Raw genomic sequence first — 25,482 nt, forward strand, 5'->3', positions numbered from 1 at the left:
GCCCGAAAGGGCGCGCCTGGCAGGATCCGACGCGTGCCGTGCACGGCGGTCCCCGTCCGTGCGATCAGCGGGGCCTCATCAATCCGCCCGTCGACCGGGCCTCCACCATTATCTACGACAGCGTCGAGGCCTATATGGACCGGCACCAGGGTCTCTACGATGAGGTCATCTATGGCCTGTACGGAACGCGAACGACCTTTGCGCTCGCCGAGGCTGTCAGCGAACTTGAAGGCGGCTGCGCGACCGTCATCACCTCGTCCGGAACCAGCGCAATCGCGCTAGCCCTCACGGCTTTCGTGGCCGGGGGCGACCATCTGCTCGTCGCGGACTGCGTCTATGGGCCGACCCGCAAGTTTCTGACCGACGTTCTCGCGCGTTTCGGGGTCGAGGTGGAATATTTCCGGCCCGATATCGGAGCGGAGATTGCCGGGCTGTGCCGCAGCAACACCCGGCTCATCTATATGGAGACCCCGGGCTCGCAGACATTCGATATGATCGACGTCCCCGCGATCACGGCGGTTGCGCGCAGCCGGGGCATATTGACCGCTCTCGACAACACCTGGGCCACGCCGCTCTTCTTCAAGCCCTTGGCCCATGGCGTCGACATCTCGCTTGCTTCGGCAACCAAATATCTCTCGGGGCACTCCGACTGTCTGCTCGGCACGATGACGGCGGCCAGCGATGCCGTCTACCGCCAGCTCAAGGACGCGGCGGCGCGCTGGGGCAACTGCGCGAGTCCCGACAATTGCTATCTGGTCCACCGGGGCATCAGGACGCTCGATGCGCGCCTTGAACGCCACCAGCGCACCGCAGCGACGCTGATCGAATGGTTCGCCCAGCAACCCGAAGTGGTTGCGGTCCGCTATCCGGCTCATCCCGCCGACCCCGGCCATGCAATCTGGAAGCGGGATTTCACCGGTGCTTCCGGATTGTTCGGTGTTCAGCTCGATGGCCTGACCCCGCCCGAAACCAGCGCCTTTTTCAACGAATTCTCGCTATTCCAGCTCGGTTCGAGCTGGGGCGGCTTCGAAAGTCTCGCGGTTCCGGCGTGGCCCGCTCCGATCCGCGATTTTCCCAATGGCGAGGCAGATGGGGCGCTGATCCGCATTCACGCCGGCCTCGAAGCGCCGCAGGATCTGATCGCCGACCTCGCCGCAGCCTTCGCGCGGGTACGAGCGCTCCGCGGCCGGGGGCAGGCGTCATGACCGACGCCTCGGGCCACGCGGCCGTCAGCTTGCGGCAGGTCGACAAATATTATGGCGCCTATCATGCCCTCCGCTCGATCGACCTCGAAATCGCCCCGCGCGAGCGGATCGTGATTTGCGGCCCTTCAGGCTCCGGCAAATCGACGCTCATTCGCTGCATGAACAGGCTCGAGGTGCCCGACTCCGGTGCCGTCCTGATCGAGGGAACCAGGATAACCGACGCGTCGCGGGAGGCCGTTGCGGCGCTCCGCGCCGTCGGCATGGTCTTTCAACAGTTCAATCTGTTCCCGCACAAGACGGTGCTGGAGAATTGCACCCTCGCGCCCGTCCTGCTCGGCGGCTTGTCTCTTCCGGAGGCGGAGGCGCGCGCCATATCCTATTTGGACAAGGTGAGGATTGGCGACCAGGCGGGCAAATATCCGGGGCAGCTCTCGGGAGGGCAGCAACAGCGGGCCGCGATAGCCCGCGCTCTGGCGATGGAGCCCCGGATTCTTCTCTTCGACGAGCCGACATCGGCGCTCGATCCCGAGATGATCAAGGAGGTACTCGATGTGATGACGTCCCTTGCCGGCGAAGGACGGACGATGGTGTGCGTGACGCACGAAATGGGATTCGCGCGCGAGGCGGCCGATCGCATGCTTTTCATGGATCAGGGCCAGATCATCGAAGACGCAAGGCCGGCAGATTTTTTCGCCGCGCCGAAAAGCGAGCGCGCACGGACCTTTCTCGAACAGATACTTTCGCATTGAGCGGCTCAAGTCGGTCGCGCCCCCAAGCTGTGCCGACCCACTTAATCATGTCATTTCATAAGCAAGCCGAGGGAGGGGCCCGCCGGCTCCTTGCGCGAAAAGGCTCAGGCCGGAAAAAATTTCAAAATTGATGAGGGGTAGAGCTTTGGGGTGCGTATCTAGTAAGTATCGTGCGCCCGGAATTTACTTCATAACCAATTGATATGATTCAATAAATTCCTATTGACCTGTATATACATTTGATGCTCTCTGAGGGGAATCAGCCAACCATCAGGGGGTTTCGCTATGATGACCAGGACAATTTTGCTCGCCAGCGCCGCAGCGGTCGCGACCTTTGCAACGCCAGCGCTCGCGCAGAGCGATGCTGCGACGCAGTCACCCGCCGCGGAGGATGCTCCGAACGGATCGGACATCGTCGTGACCGGCTCGCGCATTCGTCGCCAGGATCTCGCGGGCGTCGGCCCCGCGACCGTCGTGTCGGCCGAGCAGATCGAGAACACCGGCGTCGTCAATATCGAGACGGTGCTGCAGCGCCTTCCCGCCAACGCCGGCTTCGCAGGCAACCAGACCTCCGCCTATTGGGCGAACAATGGATATGGCACGGCGCAGGTGAACCTGCGCGGTCTCGGCATCAAGCGCACGCTTGTTCTGCTCAACGGCCGCCGCCTCGTCGCGGGCGGCACCGGCGCGAACTCCTCGCCCGATCTTAACATGATCCCGGTCGCGGCGCTCGCGCGCACCGATGTGCTCAAGGACGGCGCCTCGGCGATCTATGGCGCCGACGCGATGGCGGGCGTGGTCAACCTCGTGACCCGCACTGACTATGAAGGCCTCGGCCTCAGCGTGCGCCAAGGCATCACCGAAAAGGGCGATGGCTCGGACTTCACCGCCGACCTCCTGTGGGGCGTCCGCAACGATCGCGGCGGTTTCATGGCGGCGGTCACCTATCAGAAGACGAGCGCGGTCAATATGGCAACGCGCGCGCCTTGCTCGCTTGCCGAAACCACGCCCGGCATGCTGAGCTGCGTGAACAGCGCCTCGACGATCGGCGGCCGCGCGGTGCTGCCGAACGGCCAGCAGATCAACTTCAATCAGGTGCTGGGCGGTAACGGCAACTTCTTCGAGCCGTACAGCGCTGCCAAGCACAACTTCAACTCGAACCCGTTCCTCAACGCGGTGAGCCCGGTCGAGCGCGTGAGCACGGCGTTTTTCGCCGACTATGACATCACTGACAATATCGAGGCGTTCGGCGAATTCCTTTACACCTTCCGCAAGTCGAATCAGATCGCGACGCCCGGAACGCTGCGCAACCTCTCGATCGCGGCGAGCAATCCCACCAATCCGACGGGGCAGAATATCGTCCTCATCCAGCGCCGCCTCGCCGAGCCCGGCCCGCGCCAATTCTTCCAGGAAACCGATACCTGGCAGGGTACGTTTGGCCTCCGCGGCAAGCTCTCGAACGATTGGGGATGGGAAATCGCGGGCGCCTTCGGCCGCAACACCGCGGTCGATGGTTCGACCAACATCGCCAATCTCGAGCGAGTGGCGAATTCCCTCGATACGACCAAGTGCAGTCTTGCTGCCGGTGCCACGATCCCCTGCGCCGACTATCTCGGGTTCGGCGACCTGACCCCGGAGGTTCTCGACTATATCCTGTTCACGTCGCGCGACCGCGGCGGCAACGAGCTTGCGACGGTCACCGCCGATATCAACGGCGATCTCTTCAAGCTGCCCGCAGGCCCCGTCTCCTTCGCGGCGGGTGTCGTCTATCGCAAGGAAAAGGGTTGGCGCGATCCCGATCCGCTGACGGTGCTCGGTATTGCCAACACCAACCAGCAGGATCCGATCTCCGGAACGAGCACGGCGAAGGAAGCCTATCTCGAACTGTCGGTGCCCGTTCTGGCCGACACACCCTTCTTCCAGTCGCTTACCCTCGACGGCGCGGTTCGCTACTCGAACTACGACCTGTTCGGCAGCGACTGGAACTACAAGGGGAGCGTCGACTGGGTCATCAATGACAGCTTCCGCCTGCGCGGCACCTACGGCACCGGCTTTCGCATTCCGAACGTCCCCGAATTGTTCGGCGGCGTCTCCGAGGGCAATCTGACGACCACCGACCCCTGCTCGCGCTATTCGACCAGCGGCAATGCGACACTGATCGCCAATTGTCAGGCGTCGGGCGTGCCGGCCAATTATGTTCAGCTCGGTACAACGATCCTGACAACGGTCGGCGGCAACGAGAATCTGAAACCCGAAAGCTCGACGACCTGGACCGTCGGGACGGTGATTTCACCGAAGGGACTGGTTCCGGGACTCTCGCTCACTGCCGACTGGTTCGACATCAAGATCAAGGATGCGATCCGTGCTATTCCGGGCTCGACAAAGCTCAGCATTTGTTATGCGAGCCAGAATCTTTCGCATCCCTTCTGCGAAGATTTTACCCGCAGCCCGTTGACCGGCGAGGTTACCTTCCTCTCCGCGCAACCGATCAACACGGGCCGCGAAGAAATGAACGGCCTCGATCTGGGTCTCGTTTACAACAATGACATCGGCAGCGTGAACGTCTCGCTCGACGTCAACGTGACCTATCTCAACAAATATGTGGTCCTGCCTTTCCCCGGCGGCGCGCCGATCGACTTCGACGGCTTTATCGGCGGCGGCAATGGCGGCTATCCGAAATGGCGCGGCTATGGCGTGCTGACCGCTGAAAAGGACGGGGTCAGCGCGACCTGGTCGACCCAGTGGATCGGCAAGGCGACCGACTTCAATGCGGCCCCCGGCGACATCGGCTACAGCACGCCGAATGTCTTCTACCACAATCTCCAGGTCGCTTTCGAAATCGACGAGAAGACCCGGTTCCAGGTCGGTGTCGACAATCTTTTCGATCGCAAGGCGCCCTATATCCAGAGCTTCACCGATGCGAACACCGACACGATGACCTATGACCTGCTCGGACGGCGTTTCTACGTCGGCTTCCGCACCGCGTTCTGAGGGTAATCGATATGGCGATCCGTTGGCCGCTGCTCGTCCGGCGAACGCATAAATGGCTGGCCTTGGTGGTCGGCGTCCAGGCGCTGCTCTGGACGCTGACCGGCTTCTACATGGTGGTCGTGCATATCGACACCATCCATGGCGACCATCTCGTGCGCGCGCCGATGGTTCAGCCCTTCGACCTCGCGGGCCTCGCGCCGCCGTCGCGGATCGTTGCGGCCGCGCCCGGTGCGTCCGAGGTTCGCTTGCAGCGGTTCTTCGATCGCCCCGTCTGGCGCGCTGAAACTCCCGAAGGGGCGCGGCTGTTCGATGCCCGCTCGGGTGCGCCGCTGCCTGCGCTTACCGAGTCCCAGGTCCGCGAGCAGGCGCGGCGCATCTACACCGGCGACGGCAAGATCGTGTCGGTGCGGCTGTTGACCGAAGCGCCACAGGAAATGCAGTCGCGCAAGCCGCCCTATTGGCAGGTCGAGTTCGAGGGCTGGAACCGCCCGACGCTCTATCTGTCGCCGACGACCGGTGAGCTTATCTCGCGCCGCCACGCATTGTGGCGCGTGTTCGACTTCGCGTGGATGCTCCACATCATGGACTATGATGAGCGGACCGACGTCAACAACCCGTTGCTCCGCGTCGCGACCTGGAGCGTCTTCGCGATGGCGATCAGCGGGGCGTGGTTGCTGATCTGGTCCTTCAAACGCCGCAAGAGGAAGCAGGCATGAAACGCATCCGACTGACGCCGCTCTTCTTCCGGCGCATCCACAAATGGGTCGGGCTGATCCTGGGTCTCCAGTTCCTGCTCTGGGCGCTCAGCGGATCGGTGATGGCGCTGCTCGACAAGGATAAGGTCGGCGGGCACGGCGGCGGGATGTCGCATGCGCATCCACTGCCACCGGGGGAATATTTCGACGTGGCGGCCCTGCCGCGCGGCGAACCTGTCACGGGCGTGATCCTTCGCGATCTCGGAACCCGGCCGGTCTATGAAGTGCGCTCCGCAAAAGGCGTCCGTCTCGTCGACGCGACAAGCGGCGAGCACATCCGGGTCGACGAGGCCATGGCGCGCGAAGTCGCCTCCATGATGAACGAGGCGCCGATCCGAGAGGTGAGCGTAATCGCCAAGCCGAACCTCGAATCGCGCGATCATGAGGGGGCGATGTGGCGCGTCGATTTCGCGGACGACGAGAACAGCAGCGCCTATGTCTCGCTCGACACCGCGCGCTTCCTCGTCATGCGCGGCGACACCTGGCGGACGTGGGACTTCTTCTGGATGCTCCACAACATGGATTACATCAACCGGAAGAGCTTCAACCACCCGCTCATCATTTTCGTCGCCTTTGGCGCGCTCTGGCTCTCGGGCACCGGCTTCTATCTGCTGTTCAAGAGCTTCAGCCGCGCCGATTTCCGCTGGCTGCGCCGGCGCCGCAAACCGGTGGTCGTCACGCGCACCAGCTGAGCGGCGTCAATCGTCGATCGAGAAGGCCGCCGACAGCTCGAATCGCGATCCGGGATGCGTCAGCCAGGCATGGCTGACGAGGCGCGAATGGCTCCACGTCCGCCGCGTCATCCGCAACACGGGTTCGCCGTCCGAGAGCCCCAGCATGCTGTGGGTGTGCGCGTCGGGCATCTCGGCGCGAACCCGATGTTCGACGCGCTCGAGCGGCGCCGTCCGCGTCAGATATTCGTTCGGCGTCATCTGGGTGAAGTCGATCTTCCCATAATCGGGAGCCGCCGACGCGAGCACGAAACGCTCCTCGAGCTGGATCGGGAACTCGGCTTCGTGATGAACGATGATCGAGTGGAAAAGCCTCGTGCCGACCGGAACCTCCAGTAGCGCCGCAAGGTCCGCATTGGCGCGTATCTCGTCATTCTGCACGACGCGGGCCCGATAGATGTGACCGCGCTCGCGGATCTCTTCGGCGATATTGCGAATTTCGATCATCTGGCCGATCGGCTTGGGCTCGGCGATGAACGATCCGCTACCCGCGCGGCGTACAAGAACGCCTGCCGCCTGTAGTTCGCGAAGCGCCCGATTGGCGGTCATCCGTGACACGTCGAATTGTTGGACTAGCTCTGCTTCCGATGGAACCCGGTCGCCCGGCTTAAGAAGTCCGTCGCGAACGGCATCGCAAATGCTCTGCTTGATGGCGGCATAGCGAGGCGGAGACTTGTCATTTTCGTCATCGGAGTTGCCGGGCCGGGCGGCCGCAGATCCATTCGAGAGTTTTGATCCGCGTCCGGGGGTGCGAGTGGTAACATCCATAACCCGTCTATACAGGTTGCTGCTCGCAGAAGCCAAGCATGCTGTTTGCGACCTGCGCCGGTTTCAGAAGCTGATGGTGGCATTGAAGGAATTATACAGCGTGTTGCCCCCGGCCGGTGCATTGGGCGCGTTTCGGAGAAACCGGCCCTTGCCGAGAAACAGGCCGCTCCATTCGAGGCGGAGGCGCTTCGGTACGAGCCAGTAGCGCAGGCGCGCTTCGACCTGGTGTCCCGCGAAGCGGCCGGAGGCGCCGGATGGATCGCGAACGCCGGTCGTCGAAAAACTGTCGAACCGCGAGGCCAGCCAGAGCGGCCGGTAGGCCGCAAAGGCATCGAGGCGCCTTGACGGTATTGTTTCGATACGGATCGCCGGGGACAGAAGATTGGCCCGTCCGACCGCATTATAGAGGCCCGCTGGCGCGAGTTCCGCGCGGCGCATGCCGAACAAGGTATCGAAGCGGCCGAAATCGCCTCCCCGGCCGTCGCCGCTCGCATAGTCGAATTCGAGCGATAGGCGCGGCGACCAAGGGTGGCGGAAGCTGTAACCCGCCTCGAGATGCGTGAACCACGCCGACACATCGGACTTGGCTGCCGAGGGAGCGAGGCTGCTGCTGATCGTACCGAACTGGTAGAAAGTCTCGCTCTCATAATCGAACCGGCCCGGCGCGGGATCGCGATAGGCGCGCAGTCCGATCGTTTCGAGCGAACGGTCGCGCGTCGGCCGCTGCGGCGCGTCGCGCTCGCCGAGATGGAAGTAGGAAATCTCGACCGAGCCGCGCGACCCGCCGAGCTTCTTCGTCGCGAGGCCGCCCCAGAGTTGCAGGTCAAAGCTCTCCTTGTCGAACTTGACCCGGTTGGCGTCGAGCGACGCGCGGTCGTCGGGCAGCCGCACCTGCGGAAGCGTATAGATAAAGGTCGCCGCGACACCTCCGCGCAGCGCCAGGTCGGCGCGGAGACCCGTATAGCCGCTGGTCGTATTGCGATAATCGTCCGCGGCCACCAGCCGCCGCGATCCCAGGTTCAGCGTGAAGCGGCCGGCCTGGAGATCGAGCTTCGTGCCTGCACCGAAGGCATCGCGCGCCTCATAGCCGACATAGGCCTGGACCAGTTCGAACGCGTTGACTTCGCCCGTCGTCACCGGGGTTCCCGCCTCGCTCCCATAGACGCGGCTGTCGTAGAGTTCGGCGCCCAAGCGAAATCCGTCGCTGCGATATTCGCCGCCGACGATCGTGCGGACATTGAGCAGGTCGTCCTTCTCGTCGAATCCCGTCCGCGCCTGTCCTTGGATCATTTCATAGCGCAGGCGCATGCTGCCCGTGATGGTCAGGCCATCTTCGGCGAGAGCGGGTGCGGGCAGGGCGAGTAAAGTCGCGGCAAGATACAGCCTCAAGCAAACCTCCTGATCCCCGAAATCGAGGACGAACAGGCAACGCTTGAGCGCCGGGACGCTTTACCGGGAGGTTGCGCGGCCCCGGTAATCCGCCTCTAGATCGGAGGCGCCCCTGGTGCAAGATCGCTTCGGTGCCGACCTGGGCTGGACGTGGTCCCGGGCTCAGGCTCCCGGCAGCCCCGCCAATCGCGCCGGCGTCACGACGGGTTCGGCGCGGTCCTTGCGTTCCGAATAGCGGTCGACAAGCTGCGTGGCATGGCCGCGCGTCAGCACGGTGAAGCACACAAGTTCCTCCGCAACGTCGACGATCCGGTCGTAATAGCTCGACGGGAGCATCCGGCCCGCCTCGTCGAACTCGGCATAAGCCTTGGCGACGCTCGACTGGTTGGGGATGGTGATCATCCGCATCCAGCGGCCGAGGATGCGGAGCGTATTGACGCTGTTGAACGATTGCGACCCCGCCGACACCTGCATCACCGCGAGGGTGCGGCCCTGTGTCGGGCGTAGCCCTTTGTATGCGAGCGGCAGGTGATCGACCTGCGCCTTCATGATGCCGGTGATCTGGCCATGCCGTTCGGGGCTGCACCAGACCTGGCCCTCGGACCAGAGCGAATGCTGGCGCAGTTCCTCGACGGCCGGGTGGTCGTCGTCGGCGATCAAATCGGGCAGCGGCAGGTCCGACGGATCGAAGATGCGCGTCTCGCAGCCGAAGAGCTGGAGCAGGCGCGCGGTCTCTTCGACGACGAGCCGCGAATAGGAGCGTTCGCGCAAGCTGCCGTAGAGCAGCAGGATGCGCGGCGCTGGGTCGAGCGGGCCGAGGCCGAGCGCGGGCTGCGAGCGGATATATTCCGCGCTGAGCGCCGGAAGATGGGTGGGATCGGCGAGCGCGCGCAGGCGCGAAAAGGTGGGGGAAGCCATGACAATCAGTCTTTCGCGGGGGTGGATGCCGGGAACCAGCGGCGTCCGAACCAGAAGGCGACGCTCACCAGCAGGATGAGCACGGGAACTTCGACGAGCGGGCCGATGACGGCGGCGAAGGCGACCGGCGAGGCGAGCCCGAAGGCGGCAATCGCAACCGCGATCGCAAGCTCGAAATTATTTCCGGCGGCGGTGAAGGCGACCGCGGTCGTGCGCGGATAATCGGCCTCGATCAGCTTGCCCATCCAGAAGCTGATGACGAACTGCACGACGAAATAGATGGTCAGCGGGACGGCGATGCGCACGACGTCGCCGGGAATGGTGACGATCTCACCGCCCTTGAGGCTGAACATTGCGACGATCGTGAAGAGCAGCGCGACAAGCGTGATCGGCGCGATGCGCGGGAGGAAGCGCGTCTCATACCATTCGTTGCCCTTGGCGTCTGCGAGCCACTTGCGAGTGAGATAGCCCGCCGCAAAGGGAACGCCGAGATAAATGAGGACGGCTTCGGCGACGGTCCAGAAGCTTACGTCGATAACGCTGCCTTCGAGACCGAACAGCGGCGGCAATATCGTCAGGAAGAACCAGGCATAGATGCTGAAGAACAGGATCTGGAAGATCGAGTTGAACGCCACCAGTGCCGCGACATATTGATTGTCGCCCTTCGCGAGCTGGTTCCAGACGATCACCATCGCGATGCAGCGCGCGAGGCCGATCAGGATCAGCCCGGTCATATATTCGGGCTTGTCTGACAGGAAGATCACCGCGAGCGCGAACATCAGCACGGGACCGATGATCCAGTTCTGGATGAGCGAGATGGCGAGCACCCTTTTGTCCTCGAACACGCGCGGCAATTCCTCGTAGCGGACGCGCGCGAGCGGCGGATACATCATCAGGATAAGGCCGATCGCGATCGGGATGTTGGTCGAGCCCCACGAGAGGGCATCGATCGCGGCGGGCAGGCCGGTGAACACCGAACCGAGCAACACGCCGAGCGCCATCGCGAGGAAGATCCAGAGGGTGAGATAGCGATCGAGGAACGACAGCCGTTCCCGCTTGGGTTCTGTCATCGGCTTGGCTCAGGCGCCGACGCGGTTGCCAGCGGCGTCGATTACCTGTTCGCCGTCTTCCTTGGCGAAGGCGCCGCGTTGCCCCGCAGGGATGAGGTCGAGTACCGTTTCGGAGGGACGGCAGAGCTTCACGCCGAGCGGCGAGACCACCAACGGGCGGTTGATCAGGGCGGGATGCGCCATCATCGCGTCGATCAGCGCTTCGTCGCCAAGGGCCATGTCTCCGAGCCCCAGCTCCGCATAGGGCGTGCCTTTCTCTCGCAGGAGTTCGCGAGCCGTGATGCCGGCGCGGACGATCAACTGTTCGAGCAGCGCACGCGACGGCGGCGTCTTCAGATACTCGACGACATGCGGTTCGATCCCGGCATTGCGAATCATCGCGAGGGTGTTGCGGGAGGTCCCGCAGGCGGGGTTATGGTAGATGACGATGTCGGTCATAGCGCGCGTTCCTTCAGCAGCAGGCGAGTTCTGCGAGCAGCGGCTCGCACAGCTCCGCCCGGCCTTGGCAGCAGTCCTTCGCCAGGAAGAGCATCAGGCCGCGAAGCGCGTCGATATCCGCGCGCTGGATAATTTGACGCCCGCGCTTCTCGGATATCACGAGGCCGGCTTTGGCGAGCACCGCGAGATGGGTGGAGAAGGTACTCTGGGTGAGTCCCGACGCTTCGACAAGTTGACCCGTCGACAGGCCGTCGGGCTCATGTTTGACGAGCAGGCGAAAGGCATCGAGGCGTGTCGGGTGTCCCAGCGCGGCGAGAATGGACAAGGCGGAATCGGTTTGCATGCATCGGAATTATCCGATGGAATCGCATCCGTCAATTCCAATCGGGAATATCCGATTAGTTGGTCCGCTTGCGCGATCGGGCTATAGCCTCGTCATGGGTCGCGAACAGCAGAGCGAGATCGCCTTTCGGATCGTCATCGAACAGCCGGTGCCTGGCGTGCTTCACAGCTTGCAAGGCAAGGACGACCGGCCGCTCGATCCCAAAGCGTCCCGCATGGGTGAAGCCTTGGCCTTCGATTTCTCCGTGCGCGTCGGCCCGGGTCCCAAATTCTTCGGCGACCAGGTGCGGCGCGAGGGGCCGGAGCGCCGGTTCGTCTATATTCGTGTCGGGCAAATGGCGGGTGACGCGGCTTCGCCTTGGTCGCGGCGGATGAAGATCGACATACATGATATCGATCAGGAGCTGCTCGACGCGGCCGCGAAGGATATGCGGCCCATCGAGATTGCGATCATTGGCACGGGTAAGGATGGCACGCCCGCGTGCGCGACGGTGCGTCCGACGATGCGGCGCATCGCCTAGCAGAGCTCGTATCCTGTTCCGTCCCGTCAAGCGGCGTGTCGCATGGTCCCGAGCTTGGCCGCGCCGCTCGCCAGCAGCCGCTCGATTTCGTCCGAGGTCCGCCGGACAGCGAGTTTCAGCGCTTCATCGATGTGGACATAATCCTGGGTCACATTCTGCGAAGCATGTCCGAGCATTGCGCGGATCGTGAGTTCCGAGAATCCCAAATCTCCCGCGACGCTTCCGAAGGTGTGGCGAAGCGTATGGGGCGTCACACCCTCTATACCTGCCAAAACGCACACGCGCCGGAGGCACTCGCTAACCGCCGTGAAGGGACCGTCGCCGATGGTCGAGGGAAACAGGTGCGGATTGCCCGCAATCTCTGCCTGGTCTTGCAGAACCCGCACCGCGGCCGGACCGATCGCTCGAATCTGTGCGCCGCCCTTCGTGTCGGGAAAAGCAACATAGCCGGCATCGGGATGAAGCCAGCTGCGGCGCATCGCTTGCCCTTCTTCCCGGCGATAGCCCGTCAGCAGCAAGGTGCGCAGGACGCCGAGAGCGACCGGATTCTCGCCGCTCGCCTCGGCATGAGCGATGGCCTTCCCCATCATCTCGATTTCAGCGACGCTGAGGCGCCGCGTCTTCTTTTTGCTCGCGAGCTTCTTGGCCCCGAGGGTCGGGTGTACTTCGAGCAGACCCTTGTGCTTCGCGTGACCGATGATCGCCTGAAGCGTGCCGAGGCAGCGGCCCGCCACGCCGGGCCCGCCCGTTGCCATGCCGCCTCGCCCTCCCGTTCGGGGTTTGGCCGTCTTCCCGTTCTTTACGTCGGATTGCATCTGCTCGACGTCGGCGATCCGGAGATGCTTCACGATGCGATTGCCAAGCAGGGGTACGATGTGGGTTCGAACCCGGCTCTCGTCCATATCGAGCGACGACGTTTTGATGGGAAGATTCTTGCGGCCTAGGATATTCCCGGCGCGAGCTTCCTCCAAATACCAGTCGCACATCTCCGCTACGGTCATTCCCTTGCGGACCTGCCTGACCTTGTCGGCGGGATCCTCGCCGACGATGACCTCGGCCAACTTGAGCTTTGCAAGATCGCGGGCCGTATCGACCGTCAGCACGCCGAACCGGCCGAGGTTCATCCGGCGTTTGATACCCTCGGCATTGCGATATTGAACGACGAAAGTCTTGAGCCCCGAAGGGAGCACCCTCAGGCCGAAGCCCTTCACTTCGCTATCCCAATAGATGAGCTGCTTGCTGTCTGGCACGGCAAGCGCGTCGATCGCCCGTTTGGTCAGCTTGCCCGTCGGCATCATGTCTCTCCTGCTGGAGACAAAACCAAAACCGAGCGGCTTTGTCTCCAAATTGTCTCCTGCAACCGTCAAACTGGAGACAAAATTAGGATACGAGAGGGCAGAAAGAAAATCAAGAAATATAGGAAATATAGGGTTTTAGGATAGCATTGGAAGCTCTAGGAAAGCCCGAAGGTCAAGTTGCCAAGGTTGGGGTCGAGGGTTCGAATCCCTTCGCCCGCTCCAGATTTCGGGTGTAATCTTAGGAAGTTAGCAGGGCTGCCGAAAGGCGGCCTTCGTTGTTTTTGGGCTTTGGGGAGCAGGTGGGGGAGCAGAAACAGTTTTAGTTTGCTCCTTGGAATCCCAGACTCTAAGATTCCCAAATGGGGTAACGTCAAGGGAGTGGCCGTGAAGTTCATCGAGGATCAAACGGCTCAAAAGCTGCGGGGTGGTTACTACACCCCCCTCGATCTTGCGTCCTTCATTGCCCGCTGGGTTGCCGAGCTTAAGCCAAACAAAATCCTAGAACCGAGCTGCGGCGACGGAGCCTTTTTCCAGGCGATGGCCGACGTTGGCGGCTTTCAAGCAGCCAATCTTACCGGGTTCGAACTCGACGACGACGAGGCCGGCAAGGCAATCCGGCGCGCCAAGGAGCTTGGCCTTCGTCGTGCGGACATTCGTTCGGAAGACTTCCTTGGCTGGGCCATCGACAACATGGAGAAGGGCGGCGAGCGCTTCGACGCGGTCGTGGGAAATCCACCCTTCGTCCGCTACCAGTTTCTTCCGCCAGAATTTCAAACGCGCGCTGCCATAATTTTCGACGAGCTTGGGCTAAAGTTCACAAAGCACACGAATGCTTGGGTGCCGTTTATCCTCGCGTCGATGTCACTGCTTCGTCCGGGCGGTCGGCTGGCAATGGTTGTCCCGGCCGAAATAATCCACGTCACCCATGCGCAATCGCTTCGCAGCCATCTCGGCAAAGAATGTCGCAGGCTCGTCATTATCGACCCGGAAGAGCTATGGTTCGATGGCACGTTGCAGGGTGCTGTCATCCTCATGGCCGAGAAGCGCAGTAGCGCTCGCCAGAAGGCAGAGGGTCTTGGCATGGTGCCGGTTCGGGGCCGGGAGTTTCTTCGTCGGTCCCCGTCCGAGCTGTTTGCAGAGCCACAGTCGATTAATGGAAAGACGGTTGCAGGCAAGTGGACGCGGGCGTTGCTCGATCTGGAGACGCGGGACCTGTTCGACGAACTCGAGGCCCATGCCGAGGTTCACCGCTTCGACGATATCGCGCGTGTGGACGTTGGCATCGTTACCGGTGCGAACAAGTTTTTCCTCGTCCCCGACGAGACGGTCAGGGCCTACAACCTAACCAAATATGCCCACCCTATGTTCGGTCGCAGCGAACACTGTCCTGGCATTATCTACGACGAGCGACAACATGCGGCGAATGCCGAGAAGGGGAGTCCGACGAACTTCCTCTGGTTCGACGATGCGCCCAACAAAATGTCGAGCCGGGCACGCCAGTATATCGAGCGTGGCGAGGCCGAAAGTCTGCACACCAGATATAAGTGCCGTATCCGCGCGCCTTGGTTCAAAGTGCCGTCGGTCTATTCCACCGAAGTCGGAATGCTCAAGCGGTGTCACGATACCCCGCGTCTCATCCTCAATAAAATTGGGGCCTATACCACGGATACCGCCTATCGCATTCGCACACGCGAGGGGGAAGGCGAGCGACTGGTAGGATGCTTCATCAATCCGCTAACAGCACTAAGTGCGGAATTGGAGGGGAGGCACTACGGCGGCGGCGTGCTCGAACTCATCCCCTCCGAAATCGAACGGCTCATCATACCTCTCCCGAAAGCGGTCACGCCGGACCTGGAGGATTTGGACGCCTCTATCCGTAATCGACCGACGCACGAGACGTTGGAGCGGCAGGGGAAGATTGTCCTCGGTGCGCTGGGTATATCCAAGGCCAAGCAAAGCAGCGCATTGGAGGGGTGGCGCAAGCTTCGGGATCGGCGACATCGAACATCAACGGAAACCGTCGAGGCCTAGTCGATTTCGACCTGGAACTCTGTCGGGTCTGCGGTGGAGCGCCAAATCCGCATCGTCCGCCCAAGCAGATCTTCACGGGCAACAAGGGAGCGAGCTTCGTTCCAGCTTAGGCTGGTGGGGGAGTTATGGTCTGCCGCTGCCGCCGCCGCTCGCGTCAGGCTGTGGCGTAGCGTGAGGTCAAACGTACCGACCAAAACGCCCTTAATAACGAGGTCGAACTGCTGGTCTGCGGTTTCGATTGTACCGTTCAAGGCCCAGCCAAGATGCCCAAAAAGGTCATCCCGGAAGTAAGTTACTCGGTCGATGTCATCGAACGTCCCCGAGCCGAGCGTCGTCGATCCGGTTGGATTGGAGTTCGGGCCAGCAGGGATACCGAGAGACCGTCGGCTTAGAGCCTGATCCGAAATTAAGTTGAGTGGTGCCAGCGGGTTAGCTTGACGCGAGCCCAAGTCGCTGATTCACGGGGTTTTGCAACAAACTTCGGGAGTTCAACGATGTGGACCGACACCACCCGGGCGCAGTATGCCCGTGCCGACCTGGCTTTGCCAAGCGATTTGACCGATGCGGAATGGGCCGTGCTGGAGCCGTTACTTCCGGGCCCTTGCTGTGTAGGGCGACCGCGCAAATGGCCGCTGCGGCGGATCATCGAGGCGATCCTGTATCTGCTGCGCGGTGGGCTGCCCTGGCGGATGTTGCCGCCCTGCTTTCCTCCGGTCTCGACGGTGCGGCGCTGGTTCTATCTGTGGCGCGACAATGGTCTGTGGCTCTCGCTCAATCACGCCCTGCTGCTGATCGGGCGGGAAGCCCTCGGGCGCGAGGCTTCTCCGAGCGCTGGGGTCATCGACAGCCAAAGCGTGAAAACCACGGAAAGCGGCGGGCCTTGCGGCTATGACGCAGGCAAGAAGATCAAGGGCCGCAAGCGACACATCGTGACCGACACCGAGGGCAATCTCGTTCATGCCGTGATCCACACCGCTGACGTGCAGGATCGCGATGGCGCGCCGTTTGTTCTGGCCGAGATCATCCGCCGTCACCCTTGGCTCAGGCACATCTTCGCCGATGGCGGCTATGCTGGCGACAAGCTTCGCCAGGCGCTGCGCAAGATCGGGAAGTGGACGGTCGAGATCATCAAGCGATCCGACCATGCCAAGGGCTTCGAGGTCCTGCCCAGACGCTGGGTGGTCGAGCGGACCTTTGCGTGGCTCGGTCGCAACCGCCGCCTCGCCAAAGACTTCGAGCAGACCATCGCATCGGCAACCGCGTGGCTGTTCATCGCCTCAATTCAGCTCTTCGTCCGCCGTATCGCAAGAGCATGAAATCTATCGCGATAATTTTGAATCAGACTCTTAGAGACTTGCTTTCCCAAACCAATTCCAAGTCGGGGGCGACAGTCGTGGAAGCGCCTGCCGCATTTCCCGGCGAGGCTGCGGCGGGAGGTGCCGCCGCTGGTTGGATTGGTGGAACGACTGGAGCAGGAACTGCGGGCGGACCTTTCGGTTTCGCTTTCCCTCGAACGGCCTTCGGCTGCATTTTCATCCGAGGCGTTGGGTCTGTACTACCTGCCTTGGCTTTTGTTGCTGTGCGGGGCGGCGGTGCCGCAAGTTCGTCGATCAGTCGGCCTGCATCTAACAGTCCGTTGACCATCGCCTCGTTCTCAATTTCAAATACATTCTCCGGGTGCTCGCCTGTCAGCCCGTCAAAAGACGCCTCCAAATTATCCACGAACGCAGCGTCATCTGCGTCGGCAAGCGATAGGTCGATTAAGACGCCAGCCTCGATGTTATTGTTAAGGCCACCCAGCGTGAGATTTGCACTTCCTACGGACAGCTTCGCCGTAGCACCTGCGCGGACGTGGTATAATTTCGGGTGGAACAGTAACATTCGAGTTCCGGTATCGACCGCGTAAAGCGATACTCCGATTTCCAGCAGCCGCTTAAGCGCTTGGGCTGAGGTAATTTCGGTTCTTATCCCCGCATATACCGTGATCTTGTCGGCGTGGGCGGCGAGCAACGGTGCAATATGCTCCACGCCGTCCTGCGAGACGAAGGCCACGCTCACGATTGCGCGCTCCACTTCGCCCGCGAACATTTCCCCGATCACTTCGGCGTGTGTCCGCTTGGTCAGCCCTTGCAGAATCAATTCTAACGACACTGGCACCCCCTCTGTCGGGAACACCGTAGCCAGCAATCCTGTTCGGCTGCAATGGCTTCGACCTTGCGCGAACGGATTTGTTCTTCGTGTCAGTTACTTATGCGGCTTCGCACACCTGCTTCGTTGCCTATTGCGCCAATTGCGGCCATAAAAGGCATTGGAGCTGATCTGCCCCCTTCTGAGTGGTCCAAAATTGATGATATTTTGGATGACGAAGGAGAATATGAATGCCGGCCAAGAAGCATCGCCCGGAAGAGATTATCGGCAAGCTGCGTGAAGCGGAGGTCGTGTTGGCGCAGGGGGCGACGACGGCTGAAGCGTGTCGCCGGATCGGCGTTACGGAACAGACCTATTATCGGTGGCGTAAGGAATATGGCGGTCTGAAGACCGACCAGGCGCGGCGGATGAAGGACTTGGAGAAAGAGAATGCGCGGCTTCGGCGTGCGATATCGGACCTGACGCTGGACAAGCTGATATTGCAGGAGGCTGCCCGGGGAAACTTCTGAGCCCCGCGCGCCGAAGGCGCTGTATCGATCACATCAGAATGATGATGCCGGTGTCTGAGCGGCGGCTGTGCCGTGTGCTCGGGCAACATCGATCGACACAGCGCAAGGCGCCCCGCGGGGCGAACGACGAAGCAGCTCTGACCGAGGACATCATTGCGCTGGCCCGGCAATATGGTCGTTATGGCTATCGCCGGGTGACGGCGTTGCTGCGCGATGCGGGGTGGCATGTGAACCGCAAGCGGGTCGAGCGCATCTGGCGGCGCGAGGGGCTGAAGGTACCGCAAAGGCAGCCGAAGCGCGGGCGGCTCTGGCTGAACGACGGATCGTGCATCCGGCTTCGGCCCGAGTATCCCGGCCATGTCTGGTCCTACGACTTCGTCGAAGGGCGGACCCACGATGGTCGCAAATACCGGATCCTTTCGATCATCGACGAGGCGAGCCGGGAGTGCCTGGCGTTGCCGGTGGCACGCAAGCTCAGGAGCGATGACGTTCTGGCGGCGCTCGCCGAGCTGTTCGTCACGCGTGGGCCACCAGCGCACATACGGTCCGACAATGGCCCGGAGTTTATCGCGACGGCGGTGCAGCAATGGCTCGCCCAGATCGGCGTGAAGACGCTGTATATCACGCCCGGATCACCATGGGAGAATGGCTATTGCGAGAGCTTCAACGGATCGCTGCGTGATGAACTGCTCAACGGCGAAATCTTCTACTCGCTCGCCGAGGCCCGGATCCTGATCGAGGCCTGGCGGCGACATTACAACACCGTCCGGCCGCACAGCTCGCTGGGATACCGACCACCCGCGCCGGAGGCCGTTCCATCGCCAGTGTCGCCCTCCGGTTCCGCTTCGCTCCACCTACGGCCGACACTGGCGATGGAGGCGTCAATGCACTAACATATAGCCCGGACCACTCGGTGGGGGCCGGTCAGTTTCCTGACCATAGCACGCGCGCTTGCGTCGCCGTCACGCCTGCTCTTCCTCGACGAACCGACGGGCGCGATGGACACGCAAAGCGAGCGGCTGTTCATCGAGGCGCTCGGCCGCTCGGTCGCCAGGTCGCAGACGGTGATCATCGCGACGCACCGCGAAGCCATCCTGCAAATGTGCGATCGCATCATCGTCATCGACGGCGGCCGCATCGTCGCCGACGGTCCGCGCGCCGAGATCCTCGCGCGATCGATCAGGGAGCCGGCCGCATGATCCCCGAACTCCATATCGCGCGCGCCAGCGCGGCGCCCGCCGAGGCGCCGTGGGCCGATGGCGATGCCGCGCCGTCGACATCGAAGACGGTCGTCCTCGTCCTGCTCGGCCTTGCGCTTCTCGCCGCGGCGATCCTGTTCGCTGCGTCGAACGACCGGCTCGCGCGCTTTGTCGAGGCGCGCTTCGCCGCCTGGTCGGCCGACCCGGCCGAAACCGCCAGGGCGGCGAAGAAGCAGGCAATCGCGCGGCTCATTGCCGCGACCGAGACCGATGCGGCGCTTCCCGTGGCCGAGGGGGATGATGCGGTCGCGCGCAATGCGCTGCTGCCCGTATCGACGCTTCCGGTTGAGGCGGCGCGGCCGTTCCGCCTGCCGACGATCAGCGTGGCGCAGGCGACCAACGCCGAACGCTGCCTGACGCAGGCGATCTATTATGAAGCGGCGACCGAATCGGATACGGGCAAGGCGGCGGTCGCGCAGGTCATCCTCAACCGGATGCGCCATCCCGCCTATCCCGATACGGTGTGCGGCGTCATCTATCAGGGCAGCTCGCGTCCCGGATGCCAGTTCAGCTTCGCGTGCGACGGGTCGATGCGGCGCGCGCCGGTGCCCGCGCTGTGGCATCGTTCGGCGGAGATAGCGCGTGCGGCGCTGGCCGGGCGGGTCGAGGCGAGCGTCGGCATGGCGACGCACTATCACGCCAATTACGTGCTGCCGCGCTGGGCGCCCCGGCTCACCAAAATCGACCAGATCGGCGCGCATATCTTCTATCGCTGGCCGGGTTCGTGGGGCAAGCCTGCGGCCTTTTCGGATGCCTATGCCGGCGCCGAATGGATTCCCGCGCTCAGCCAGCTCTATCAGGGCGGGGCGGCGACCACCGATGAGCCTGCTGACGTCGCCGCGCTCGCCGCCGCCGCGCCGCCCCGCGATCCGACCGATCGCCGCGCCGACAATGATGTCGGCGGCCGTATCGATGTAACCAAAGGCTGGGTGCCGAGCCTCCCCGATCCGACCAGGAGCAAGTCGCGCTTCGACAGCCTGACGAGCCAGCAAGGCGGGGCGCCGGCGCCCGACATTCAACCTGGGCAATAATCATGCGAATCGTCCAATTCTGGCAACGGCTGCGCGGCAGCGAGCAGATCATGGTGGCGGCCGCCGCGGGCATGGTGCTGTTCCTGCTGTGGGCGAGTATCGCGCGCGTCGACGAGGTGTCGCGCGGCCAGGGCCGCGTCATCCCGTCGTCGCGGGTGCAGATCATCCAGTCGGCCGAGCCGTCGACGATCCGCGAAATCCTTGTCCGGTCGGGGCAGACCGTCGAGAAAGGACAATTGCTCGTGCGGCTCGACAATACGACTTCGCAATCCGAACTGGGACAGCTCGAAACCGAAAACGAACGCCTTGCGCAGCGTGCGGCGCGGCTTGCGGGCGAGGGGGGCAGCGGCGCCGGCTGCACCGGCGACAATTGCGGCGACGAAGCGCGCCTCGCCGAGGTGCGACGGTCGGCGCTGCAAAGCCAGCTTGCGGCGCTGTCCGCCGGGGTTGAGCAGCGCCGCCGCGACCTTGGCGAAGCGCAGGCGACGGCAAGCGCGCTCGAAAGCAGTCTGCGGCTCGCGCGCGAACAGGTGGCAATGCTCGAACCGCTCGCGGCGCGCGGCGTCGTGCCGCAGACCGAGCTGCTCACCGCGCAGCGCGAGGTCGTCGATATCCAGGGCCGCCTCGCCGCCGCGCGGCAGGCGATTTCGCGCTCGCAGGCGGCGATCCGCGAAGCGAGCGCCGAAGTGTCGCGCGCGCGCTTCGACTTCCAGCAGGAAGCGCTCAACGAACGCAGCCAGCTCGCGACCAAGATGGCGGTCAACGAAGAAACGATCCGCGGCGCCGAGGGGCGACTCGCGCGCTCGGAAATCCGTTCGCCGACGCGCGGTGTCGTCAACGACCTGCTCGTCAATACGCTCGGCGGCTTCGTCAACGCGGGCGAACAGATCATGCAGATCGTGCCGCTCGGCGACAAATTGCTCGTCGAAACGCGCGTCACGCCGCGCGACATCGCGTTCATCAAGGTCGGCGACCCGGCGAACGTCAAGGTCACCGCCTATGATTTCTCCATCTATGGCGGGCTGAAGGGCAGGGTCGTGCGCGTGTCCGCCGACAGCATCTATGACGAGGTCGAGCGCGAAGCCTATTTCACCGTCGTCGTGGAAACGACGAACAGCTTTCTCGAATCGAACGGCCGCCGCCTGCCGATCACGCCGGGGATGCTATGCGATGTCGAAATCCTGACCGGCAAGAAATCGGTGCTCAGCTATTTGCTGAAACCCGTCTTGAAGGTCAGCGGCACGGCCTTGACCGAACGCTGATCGGCGAGCGCAAGGGTAAAGCTCTTGCGCGATGCCGGAACGACGCGGCTGTCGGGTGAGGCGGCCGCGGTGCGATAGGCGTGGACCCAGCGCCGATCTTCGCTGAACGACAGCACGGGGCGCACCGCTTGCGGACGGGCGCCGTCATAGACGCGGTCGGTCACGTTATCGAGCACCAGCTTGCCGCCGGTTGTTTCGACGAGCAGAAAGGCATGGTCGGCGTTGGCGGCGAGGTCGCGCAGCAGCACCAGTTTCATGCGGTCGGCATCGACCCCAGCCGCGCGCAGCATGTGCATCTTCAGGATCGCGAAATCCTCGCAATCGCCGCTGCCGCGCGCGATCGTCTGTTCGGCGGTCGCCCAATGGTCGCGTTGCCGGTAATTGCGATCGTCACCGACATAGGCAATTTCGCGGTTGACCCACTGGTTGACGCGCGCGAGCAGCTCGGTTTCGCTGAGCCCCGGCGCCGCGTTGGCGCTGCGCAGCTGGCGCTGCATCAGCGCGGCCGGCGCGGCGCGGCGGACGCGGTCCCAGCGATCGTCGAAGCGCGTCCGCCTGACCGGAATGGCGCGCGTGCCGAGTTCGGAATCGGCATCCCATTCGGCCATCGCGCCCGGCGCGCCGCTGCAACCCGCCGACGCCGACAGCGCAAGGGAAGGCGGCGTGCGGCTTGCAGGTTCGAGCGGCGCCCGCGCGGCAACCGGGGCGGTATTGCCTGAAACGGCGGCTGCGGATCCCTGCTGCTGCATCCGGATGCGATCGAGCGCGCTCGGCGCGCCGCCCAGAATGAGTTGCGACAGATTGCGGGCGAGCGGCATCGCGGAAACGCCCGCCGTGTCACAGGCAACCTTGGCTGGCGCCGATGCCTTGATATTGTCCAGCTTTGCCGACGCCTGCGCCGAGGTCGGCGCCAGGACGGTCGCGATCAGCGGGAGCAGATACCGCGCAGCGCGGACCGGAGGGGCATGACCGAACATGCCACCCCATTTGCCGCAGCGGGATGAGGATAAGCTTCATGGCGATGGTGAACCATGTCTTCACCATGATTCCCCGACGTCGGCCCGGTGCCGCCGCGTGACGACCCCGCTATCCCGGCTGCGCGGCGATGTGCAGCAGTGCCTCGATGTCGAGATGGATCGCCAGTTCGGCGGCGATGTCGTCGAGCGCGGCGTCGACATCGGCGCCATGGTCGCGCCCGTTCCCGGTGACGTTGATTCGTTCCAGCAGCGCGCCGCGCAGGTCGGGCGACGCGAGCAAGCCGTGGATATAGGTGCCGATCACATTGCCCGCGGTGTTGGTCGCCCCTTCGTTCCCGCCGCCCTCGATTCGCGCAAAGGGCCGCGCCGTGTCGGCGCCCGCGGTTTCGCCCATGTGCATTTCATAACCCGCGAAGGGGCTGCCCCATGCGGTCCCGGACACCTCGCGGAGCGTCTTGGCCGGGGCCAGCGTCGTCGACACGTCGAGCAGCTCCAGCCCCTCGACCTCCGACGGCGCGCCCTCGATCCCCAGCGGATCGGCGATGCGCTTCCCCAGCATCTGATAGCCGCCGCAGAGGCCGAGAATCAGCCCGCCGCGCCGGTGATGCGCCTTGATGTCGATGTCCCAGCCTTCGCGGCGGAGCGCGGCAAGGTCCGCGATCGTCGCCTTCGATCCAGGCAGGACGATGATCGCCGCGTCGGCGGGAATCGGCTGCCCCGGCGGCACCATCACCAGCGCGACGCCGGGCTCCTGCTTCAAGGGGTCGAGATCGTCGAAATTGGCGATGCGCGGCAGGATCGGGCAGGCGACGATGCGGCGGCCCTCATGCGCGTCGGCACGGCGTTCGAGGATCACGGCATCCTCGCTCGGCAGGCGCGATGCCGCCGCGAGCCAGGGCACGACCCCCAATCCCGGCCAGCCGGTGCGCTCGGCAATCGCGCGATAGCCATCGTCGAACAGCGCGGGGTCGCCGCGGAACTTGTTGATGATGAAGCCCTTGATCATCGCCGCATCGTCCGCGTCGATCACCGCGCGGGTGCCGACAATCGCCGCAATCACGCCGCCACGGTCGATGTCGCCGACAAGCACGACCGGAACATCGGCGGCGCGGGCAAAGCCCATGTTGGCGATGTCGCCCGCGCGCAGGTTGATTTCGGCGGGCGACCCCGCGCCTTCGACCAGGACGATATCGCACGCGCTGCGCAGCCGGTGATAGCTTTCGAGCACCTCGCCCATCAGCGCGCCGCGCCCTTCGCGGAAATTGCCGCTGCCCAATGTGCCGCGCACGCGGCCGTGGACGATCAGTTGCGAGGTGCGGTCGGCCTGCGGTTTCAGCAGCACCGGGTTCATGTCGCTGTGCGGCGCGGCGCGGCAGGCGAGGGCTTGCAGCGCCTGCGCGCGGCCGATCTCGCCGCCGTCGATGGTGACCGCGGCGTTGTTCGACATATTCTGCGGCTTGAACGGGCGCACGCGGAGGCCGCGGTTGGTGAGTGCGCGGCAGAGGCCGGCGACGAGCACCGACTTGCCGACGTCGGAGCCGGTGCCCTGCAGCATCAGCGCGGCCATGAAATGCCCCTGTCGGACTGGACGGTCAGAACAGGCCGGGCAGTTCGCGCTGTGCCGCGCTCGGCCGGTCGGGAACGAGCATTTCGGGTTCGGCGCTCATGGGGGCGCCGCTGCTTCGCGCCGCCGCGCCGACGCTCGCCTCGGCGATGCGCGTCGTGCAGGCGTTGCCCGCGAGGAAGTCGATCGCGGTGCGGATCGACGCCTCGCGCGGGTCTCCCAGCGGAAAATTGAGGTCGTCCCCCGCCGCGCAGCTATTCGCGATTTTCGGCGCCAGCCCGTCGTAATAGTCGCTTTGGCCCGCTGCATTGCCCGTTGCAAAGGCGACGACGCGCATCCGGTCGTCGCATTCGGCGCGGTCGAGCGCGATCTGGCCGACCGGCTTGCCAAAGGTGTTGCCGCCAACGAGCGTCATGTTGGCGCCAAGATAGGGCAGCATCGAATTGATCACCAGCTCGCTCGCCGATGCGGTCGATCCTGTGCCGATGAAGGCGATGCGCGTCGGGGCGATCGACTGGCTGCCGGGCGCGAAGCGATGCTCGTCATTCTCCGCCGATTTGCTGGCGCGGAACAGCGTCTGCGAGAAAATCTGGCCGCTGCGCCCGGCGCCGAGCAGGTCGCCCATCAGATTGGCGGTCGAGACGAGCCCGCCGCCATTGTAGCGAAAGTCGATGACGATGTCGGTGACGCCCTGCGCGCGGAAATCGGCAAAGGCGGCGCGCAGCTGGTCGTCGGCGGAGCCGATGAAGGTGCGGAGGTTGAGATAGCCGTAATTGCGCCCGCCCTCGCTGATGATCCTGGCGCCATAGCGGTCGGACACCGGATCGAGCGCATAATCGGCCTTGGTCACCGTCACGTCGCGCGTGCCCGCGGCGTCGGCGATACGCAGCACGCGCGTGACGCCGGGATCGCTGGGGCCAAGCGCGCTGGTGATGCCCGCGGTCCCCTCCGCAGCGACGATCTCGGCTATGGTGCGCAGATTGCTGCTGGTCGTGCCGATCGCGATGATTGCCGTGCCGCGGTCGATTCCCGCGGCAAAGGCCGGGGCGCTCTCATAGGCCTCGGCGATCAGCAGGCGCTGGTTCGCGGCGTCATAGACCAGGCGCACGCCGAAACCCGCGCTCGATCCGCTGGAAAGAAAGGCATTCTCCTCGGCGATCGAAGTGATGTAGGTGAAGAAGCGATCCTTGTTCAGCGCGCGCGCGGGCGCGACGAGCGCGTCGATATAGGATTGGACGTCGCTGAAGCTGGCGGGATTGACCCCCGCCGCGACGTCGCCGGGGAACAGATACCATTCGTCGATAACCGCTCTGGCAAAGTTCTGCCGCGCGGCGAGCGCGCAATTCGCGGTCGGCGTCGGCGTCGGCGTGGGCGTGACCGTAACCGGCCCGCCGCTGCCAAGGCTCGAATCGCCACCCCCGCCACCGCACGACGCCAGCAGCAGCGCCGCCAGTGTCATCGCGGTGAGCGATTGCCTGGATTTCGTCATCGTCCCGTCTCTCCGCTTCGACCTGGCTGCCTGTTTA

General features: G+C 63.8%; 24 protein-coding genes. 12 read left to right on the top strand and 12 right to left on the bottom strand.

Features of this window, described 5'->3' with window-relative positions; all coding sequences use genetic code 11:
• Positions 1–38: 38 nt before the first annotated feature.
• The 5 genes from metC (at position 39) to SPYCA_RS16740 (ending at position 6,392) form a co-directional block, all read left to right on the top strand.
• Entirely contained in the window at positions 39–1,205 is a 1,167-nt protein-coding gene (gene metC, locus SPYCA_RS16720) for a cystathionine beta-lyase (protein WP_232003384.1), read from the top strand.
• Positions 1,202–1,954: an amino acid ABC transporter ATP-binding protein gene (locus SPYCA_RS16725; protein WP_039578994.1), complete on the top strand. Its 753-nt coding sequence runs from the start codon at positions 1,202–1,204 to the stop codon at positions 1,952–1,954. The genes metC and SPYCA_RS16725 overlap by 4 nt, the downstream gene beginning before the upstream one ends.
• A gap of 285 nt (positions 1,955–2,239) precedes the next feature.
• Positions 2,240–4,945 carry a TonB-dependent receptor domain-containing protein gene (locus SPYCA_RS16730; protein ID WP_037553305.1) on the top strand — a complete coding sequence of 902 codons (2,706 nt, stop codon included), beginning with the start codon at positions 2,240–2,242 and terminating at the stop codon, positions 4,943–4,945.
• A gap of 11 nt (positions 4,946–4,956) precedes the next feature.
• Positions 4,957–5,661, top strand: coding sequence for a PepSY domain-containing protein (locus tag SPYCA_RS16735; RefSeq protein ID WP_011542692.1), 705 nt, complete (start codon positions 4,957–4,959; stop codon positions 5,659–5,661).
• Entirely contained in the window at positions 5,658–6,392 is a 735-nt protein-coding gene (locus SPYCA_RS16740) for a PepSY domain-containing protein (protein WP_011542691.1), read from the top strand. The genes SPYCA_RS16735 and SPYCA_RS16740 overlap by 4 nt, the downstream gene beginning before the upstream one ends.
• 6 nt (positions 6,393–6,398) lie before the next feature.
• On the opposite strand, the gene hutC is transcribed toward SPYCA_RS16740, so the two are convergent.
• The 6 genes from hutC to SPYCA_RS16770 all read right to left on the bottom strand — a co-directional run bounded on the left by hutC (position 6,399) and on the right by SPYCA_RS16770 (position 11,357).
• Positions 6,399–7,199: a histidine utilization repressor gene (gene hutC, locus SPYCA_RS16745; RefSeq protein ID WP_011542690.1), complete on the bottom strand. Its 801-nt coding sequence runs from the start codon at positions 7,197–7,199 to the stop codon at positions 6,399–6,401.
• A 63-nt stretch (positions 7,200–7,262) separates the two neighbouring features.
• Complete coding sequence (locus tag SPYCA_RS16750) at positions 7,263–8,588, bottom strand: alginate export family protein (RefSeq protein WP_011542689.1); 1,326 nt, start codon at positions 8,586–8,588, stop codon at positions 7,263–7,265.
• 162 nt (positions 8,589–8,750) lie between these two features.
• The gene (gene arsH / locus SPYCA_RS16755) at positions 8,751–9,506 is read right to left on the bottom strand and encodes an arsenical resistance protein ArsH (protein ID WP_011542688.1); all 756 of its coding nucleotides are present in this window, start codon (positions 9,504–9,506) and stop codon (positions 8,751–8,753) included.
• A 5-nt stretch (positions 9,507–9,511) separates the two neighbouring features.
• Positions 9,512–10,576: an ACR3 family arsenite efflux transporter gene (gene arsB / locus SPYCA_RS16760; protein WP_011542687.1), complete on the bottom strand. Its 1,065-nt coding sequence runs from the start codon at positions 10,574–10,576 to the stop codon at positions 9,512–9,514.
• 9 nt (positions 10,577–10,585) lie between these two features.
• Positions 10,586–11,014 carry an arsenate reductase (glutaredoxin) gene (gene arsC / locus SPYCA_RS16765; RefSeq protein WP_011542686.1) on the bottom strand — a complete coding sequence of 143 codons (429 nt, stop codon included), beginning with the start codon at positions 11,012–11,014 and terminating at the stop codon, positions 10,586–10,588.
• Positions 11,015–11,027: 13 nt separating this feature from the next.
• Complete coding sequence (locus SPYCA_RS16770) at positions 11,028–11,357, bottom strand: ArsR/SmtB family transcription factor (RefSeq protein WP_011542685.1); 330 nt, start codon at positions 11,355–11,357, stop codon at positions 11,028–11,030.
• Between SPYCA_RS16770 and SPYCA_RS16775 the strand changes: the two genes are divergently transcribed.
• A complete protein-coding gene (locus SPYCA_RS16775; protein ID WP_232003386.1) occupies positions 11,332–11,877 on the top strand; it encodes a DUF5990 family protein in 546 nt (181 codons plus the stop codon). The two genes, SPYCA_RS16770 and SPYCA_RS16775, sit on opposite strands and share 26 nt — an antisense overlap.
• A 26-nt stretch (positions 11,878–11,903) precedes the next feature.
• Here SPYCA_RS16775 and SPYCA_RS16780 read toward each other — a convergent pair whose 3' ends face one another.
• Positions 11,904–13,172, bottom strand: a complete 1,269-nt coding sequence (locus tag SPYCA_RS16780; RefSeq protein WP_120222408.1) for a tyrosine-type recombinase/integrase — start codon at positions 13,170–13,172, stop codon at positions 11,904–11,906.
• A gap of 387 nt (positions 13,173–13,559) precedes the next feature.
• Between SPYCA_RS16780 and SPYCA_RS16785 the strand changes: the two genes are divergently transcribed.
• Positions 13,560–15,206, top strand: coding sequence for a class I SAM-dependent methyltransferase (locus SPYCA_RS16785; protein ID WP_120222409.1), 1,647 nt, complete (start codon positions 13,560–13,562; stop codon positions 15,204–15,206).
• Here SPYCA_RS16785 and SPYCA_RS16790 read toward each other — a convergent pair.
• Positions 15,203–15,457, bottom strand: a complete 255-nt coding sequence (locus tag SPYCA_RS16790) for a hypothetical protein (RefSeq protein ID WP_120221873.1) — start codon at positions 15,455–15,457, stop codon at positions 15,203–15,205. The genes SPYCA_RS16785 and SPYCA_RS16790 overlap by 4 nt on opposite strands.
• A 243-nt stretch (positions 15,458–15,700) precedes the next feature.
• Here SPYCA_RS16790 and SPYCA_RS16795 point away from each other — a divergent pair, with 243 nt between their 5' ends.
• Positions 15,701–16,522 carry an IS5 family transposase gene (locus SPYCA_RS16795; protein WP_066114500.1) on the top strand — a complete coding sequence of 274 codons (822 nt, stop codon included), beginning with the start codon at positions 15,701–15,703 and terminating at the stop codon, positions 16,520–16,522.
• Positions 16,523–16,544: 22 nt separating this feature from the next.
• Here the strand turns inward: SPYCA_RS16795 and SPYCA_RS16800 are convergent, their stop codons facing one another.
• Positions 16,545–17,357, bottom strand: a complete 813-nt coding sequence (locus SPYCA_RS16800; RefSeq protein WP_146625177.1) for a phospholipase D-like domain-containing protein — start codon at positions 17,355–17,357, stop codon at positions 16,545–16,547.
• Between the two features lie 227 nt (positions 17,358–17,584).
• Here SPYCA_RS16800 and SPYCA_RS16805 point away from each other — a divergent pair.
• From SPYCA_RS16805 to SPYCA_RS16820, 4 genes are all read left to right on the top strand, one after another.
• Positions 17,585–18,756, top strand: a protein-coding gene (locus SPYCA_RS16805) for an IS3 family transposase (RefSeq protein ID WP_120218721.1) whose coding sequence is annotated in 2 segments (ribosomal slippage) — positions 17,585–17,849 and positions 17,849–18,756 — 1,173 coding nt in all. Because the reading frame shifts where the segments join, the coding sequence is not laid out codon by codon here.
• Between the two features lie 105 nt (positions 18,757–18,861).
• A complete protein-coding gene (locus SPYCA_RS16810; protein WP_120221875.1) occupies positions 18,862–19,062 on the top strand; it encodes a hypothetical protein in 201 nt (66 codons plus the stop codon).
• Positions 19,059–20,153 carry a cell wall hydrolase gene (locus SPYCA_RS16815; RefSeq protein WP_120221876.1) on the top strand — a complete coding sequence of 365 codons (1,095 nt, stop codon included), beginning with the start codon at positions 19,059–19,061 and terminating at the stop codon, positions 20,151–20,153. The genes SPYCA_RS16810 and SPYCA_RS16815 overlap by 4 nt, the downstream gene beginning before the upstream one ends.
• A gap of 2 nt (positions 20,154–20,155) precedes the next feature.
• Complete coding sequence (locus tag SPYCA_RS16820; RefSeq protein WP_120221877.1) at positions 20,156–21,415, top strand: HlyD family type I secretion periplasmic adaptor subunit; 1,260 nt, start codon at positions 20,156–20,158, stop codon at positions 21,413–21,415.
• Here SPYCA_RS16820 and SPYCA_RS16825 read toward each other — a convergent pair.
• The 3 genes from SPYCA_RS16825 to SPYCA_RS16835 all read right to left on the bottom strand — a co-directional run bounded on the left by SPYCA_RS16825 (position 21,361) and on the right by SPYCA_RS16835 (position 25,445).
• Positions 21,361–22,392 (bottom strand): transglutaminase-like cysteine peptidase, encoded by a 1,032-nt coding sequence (locus tag SPYCA_RS16825; protein WP_120221878.1) that lies wholly within the window; start codon positions 22,390–22,392, stop codon positions 21,361–21,363. The genes SPYCA_RS16820 and SPYCA_RS16825 overlap by 55 nt on opposite strands.
• Positions 22,393–22,501: 109 nt before the next feature.
• Positions 22,502–23,959 (bottom strand): cobyric acid synthase, encoded by a 1,458-nt coding sequence (locus tag SPYCA_RS16830; RefSeq protein WP_120221879.1) that lies wholly within the window; start codon positions 23,957–23,959, stop codon positions 22,502–22,504.
• A 25-nt stretch (positions 23,960–23,984) separates the two neighbouring features.
• Positions 23,985–25,445, bottom strand: a complete 1,461-nt coding sequence (locus tag SPYCA_RS16835) for a S41 family peptidase (protein WP_120221880.1) — start codon at positions 25,443–25,445, stop codon at positions 23,985–23,987.
• Between the last annotated feature and the right edge of the window lie 37 nt (positions 25,446–25,482).

The sequence above is a fragment of the Sphingopyxis sp. FD7 genome, assembly GCF_003609835.1.
GTDB lineage: Bacteria > Pseudomonadota > Alphaproteobacteria > Sphingomonadales > Sphingomonadaceae > Sphingopyxis.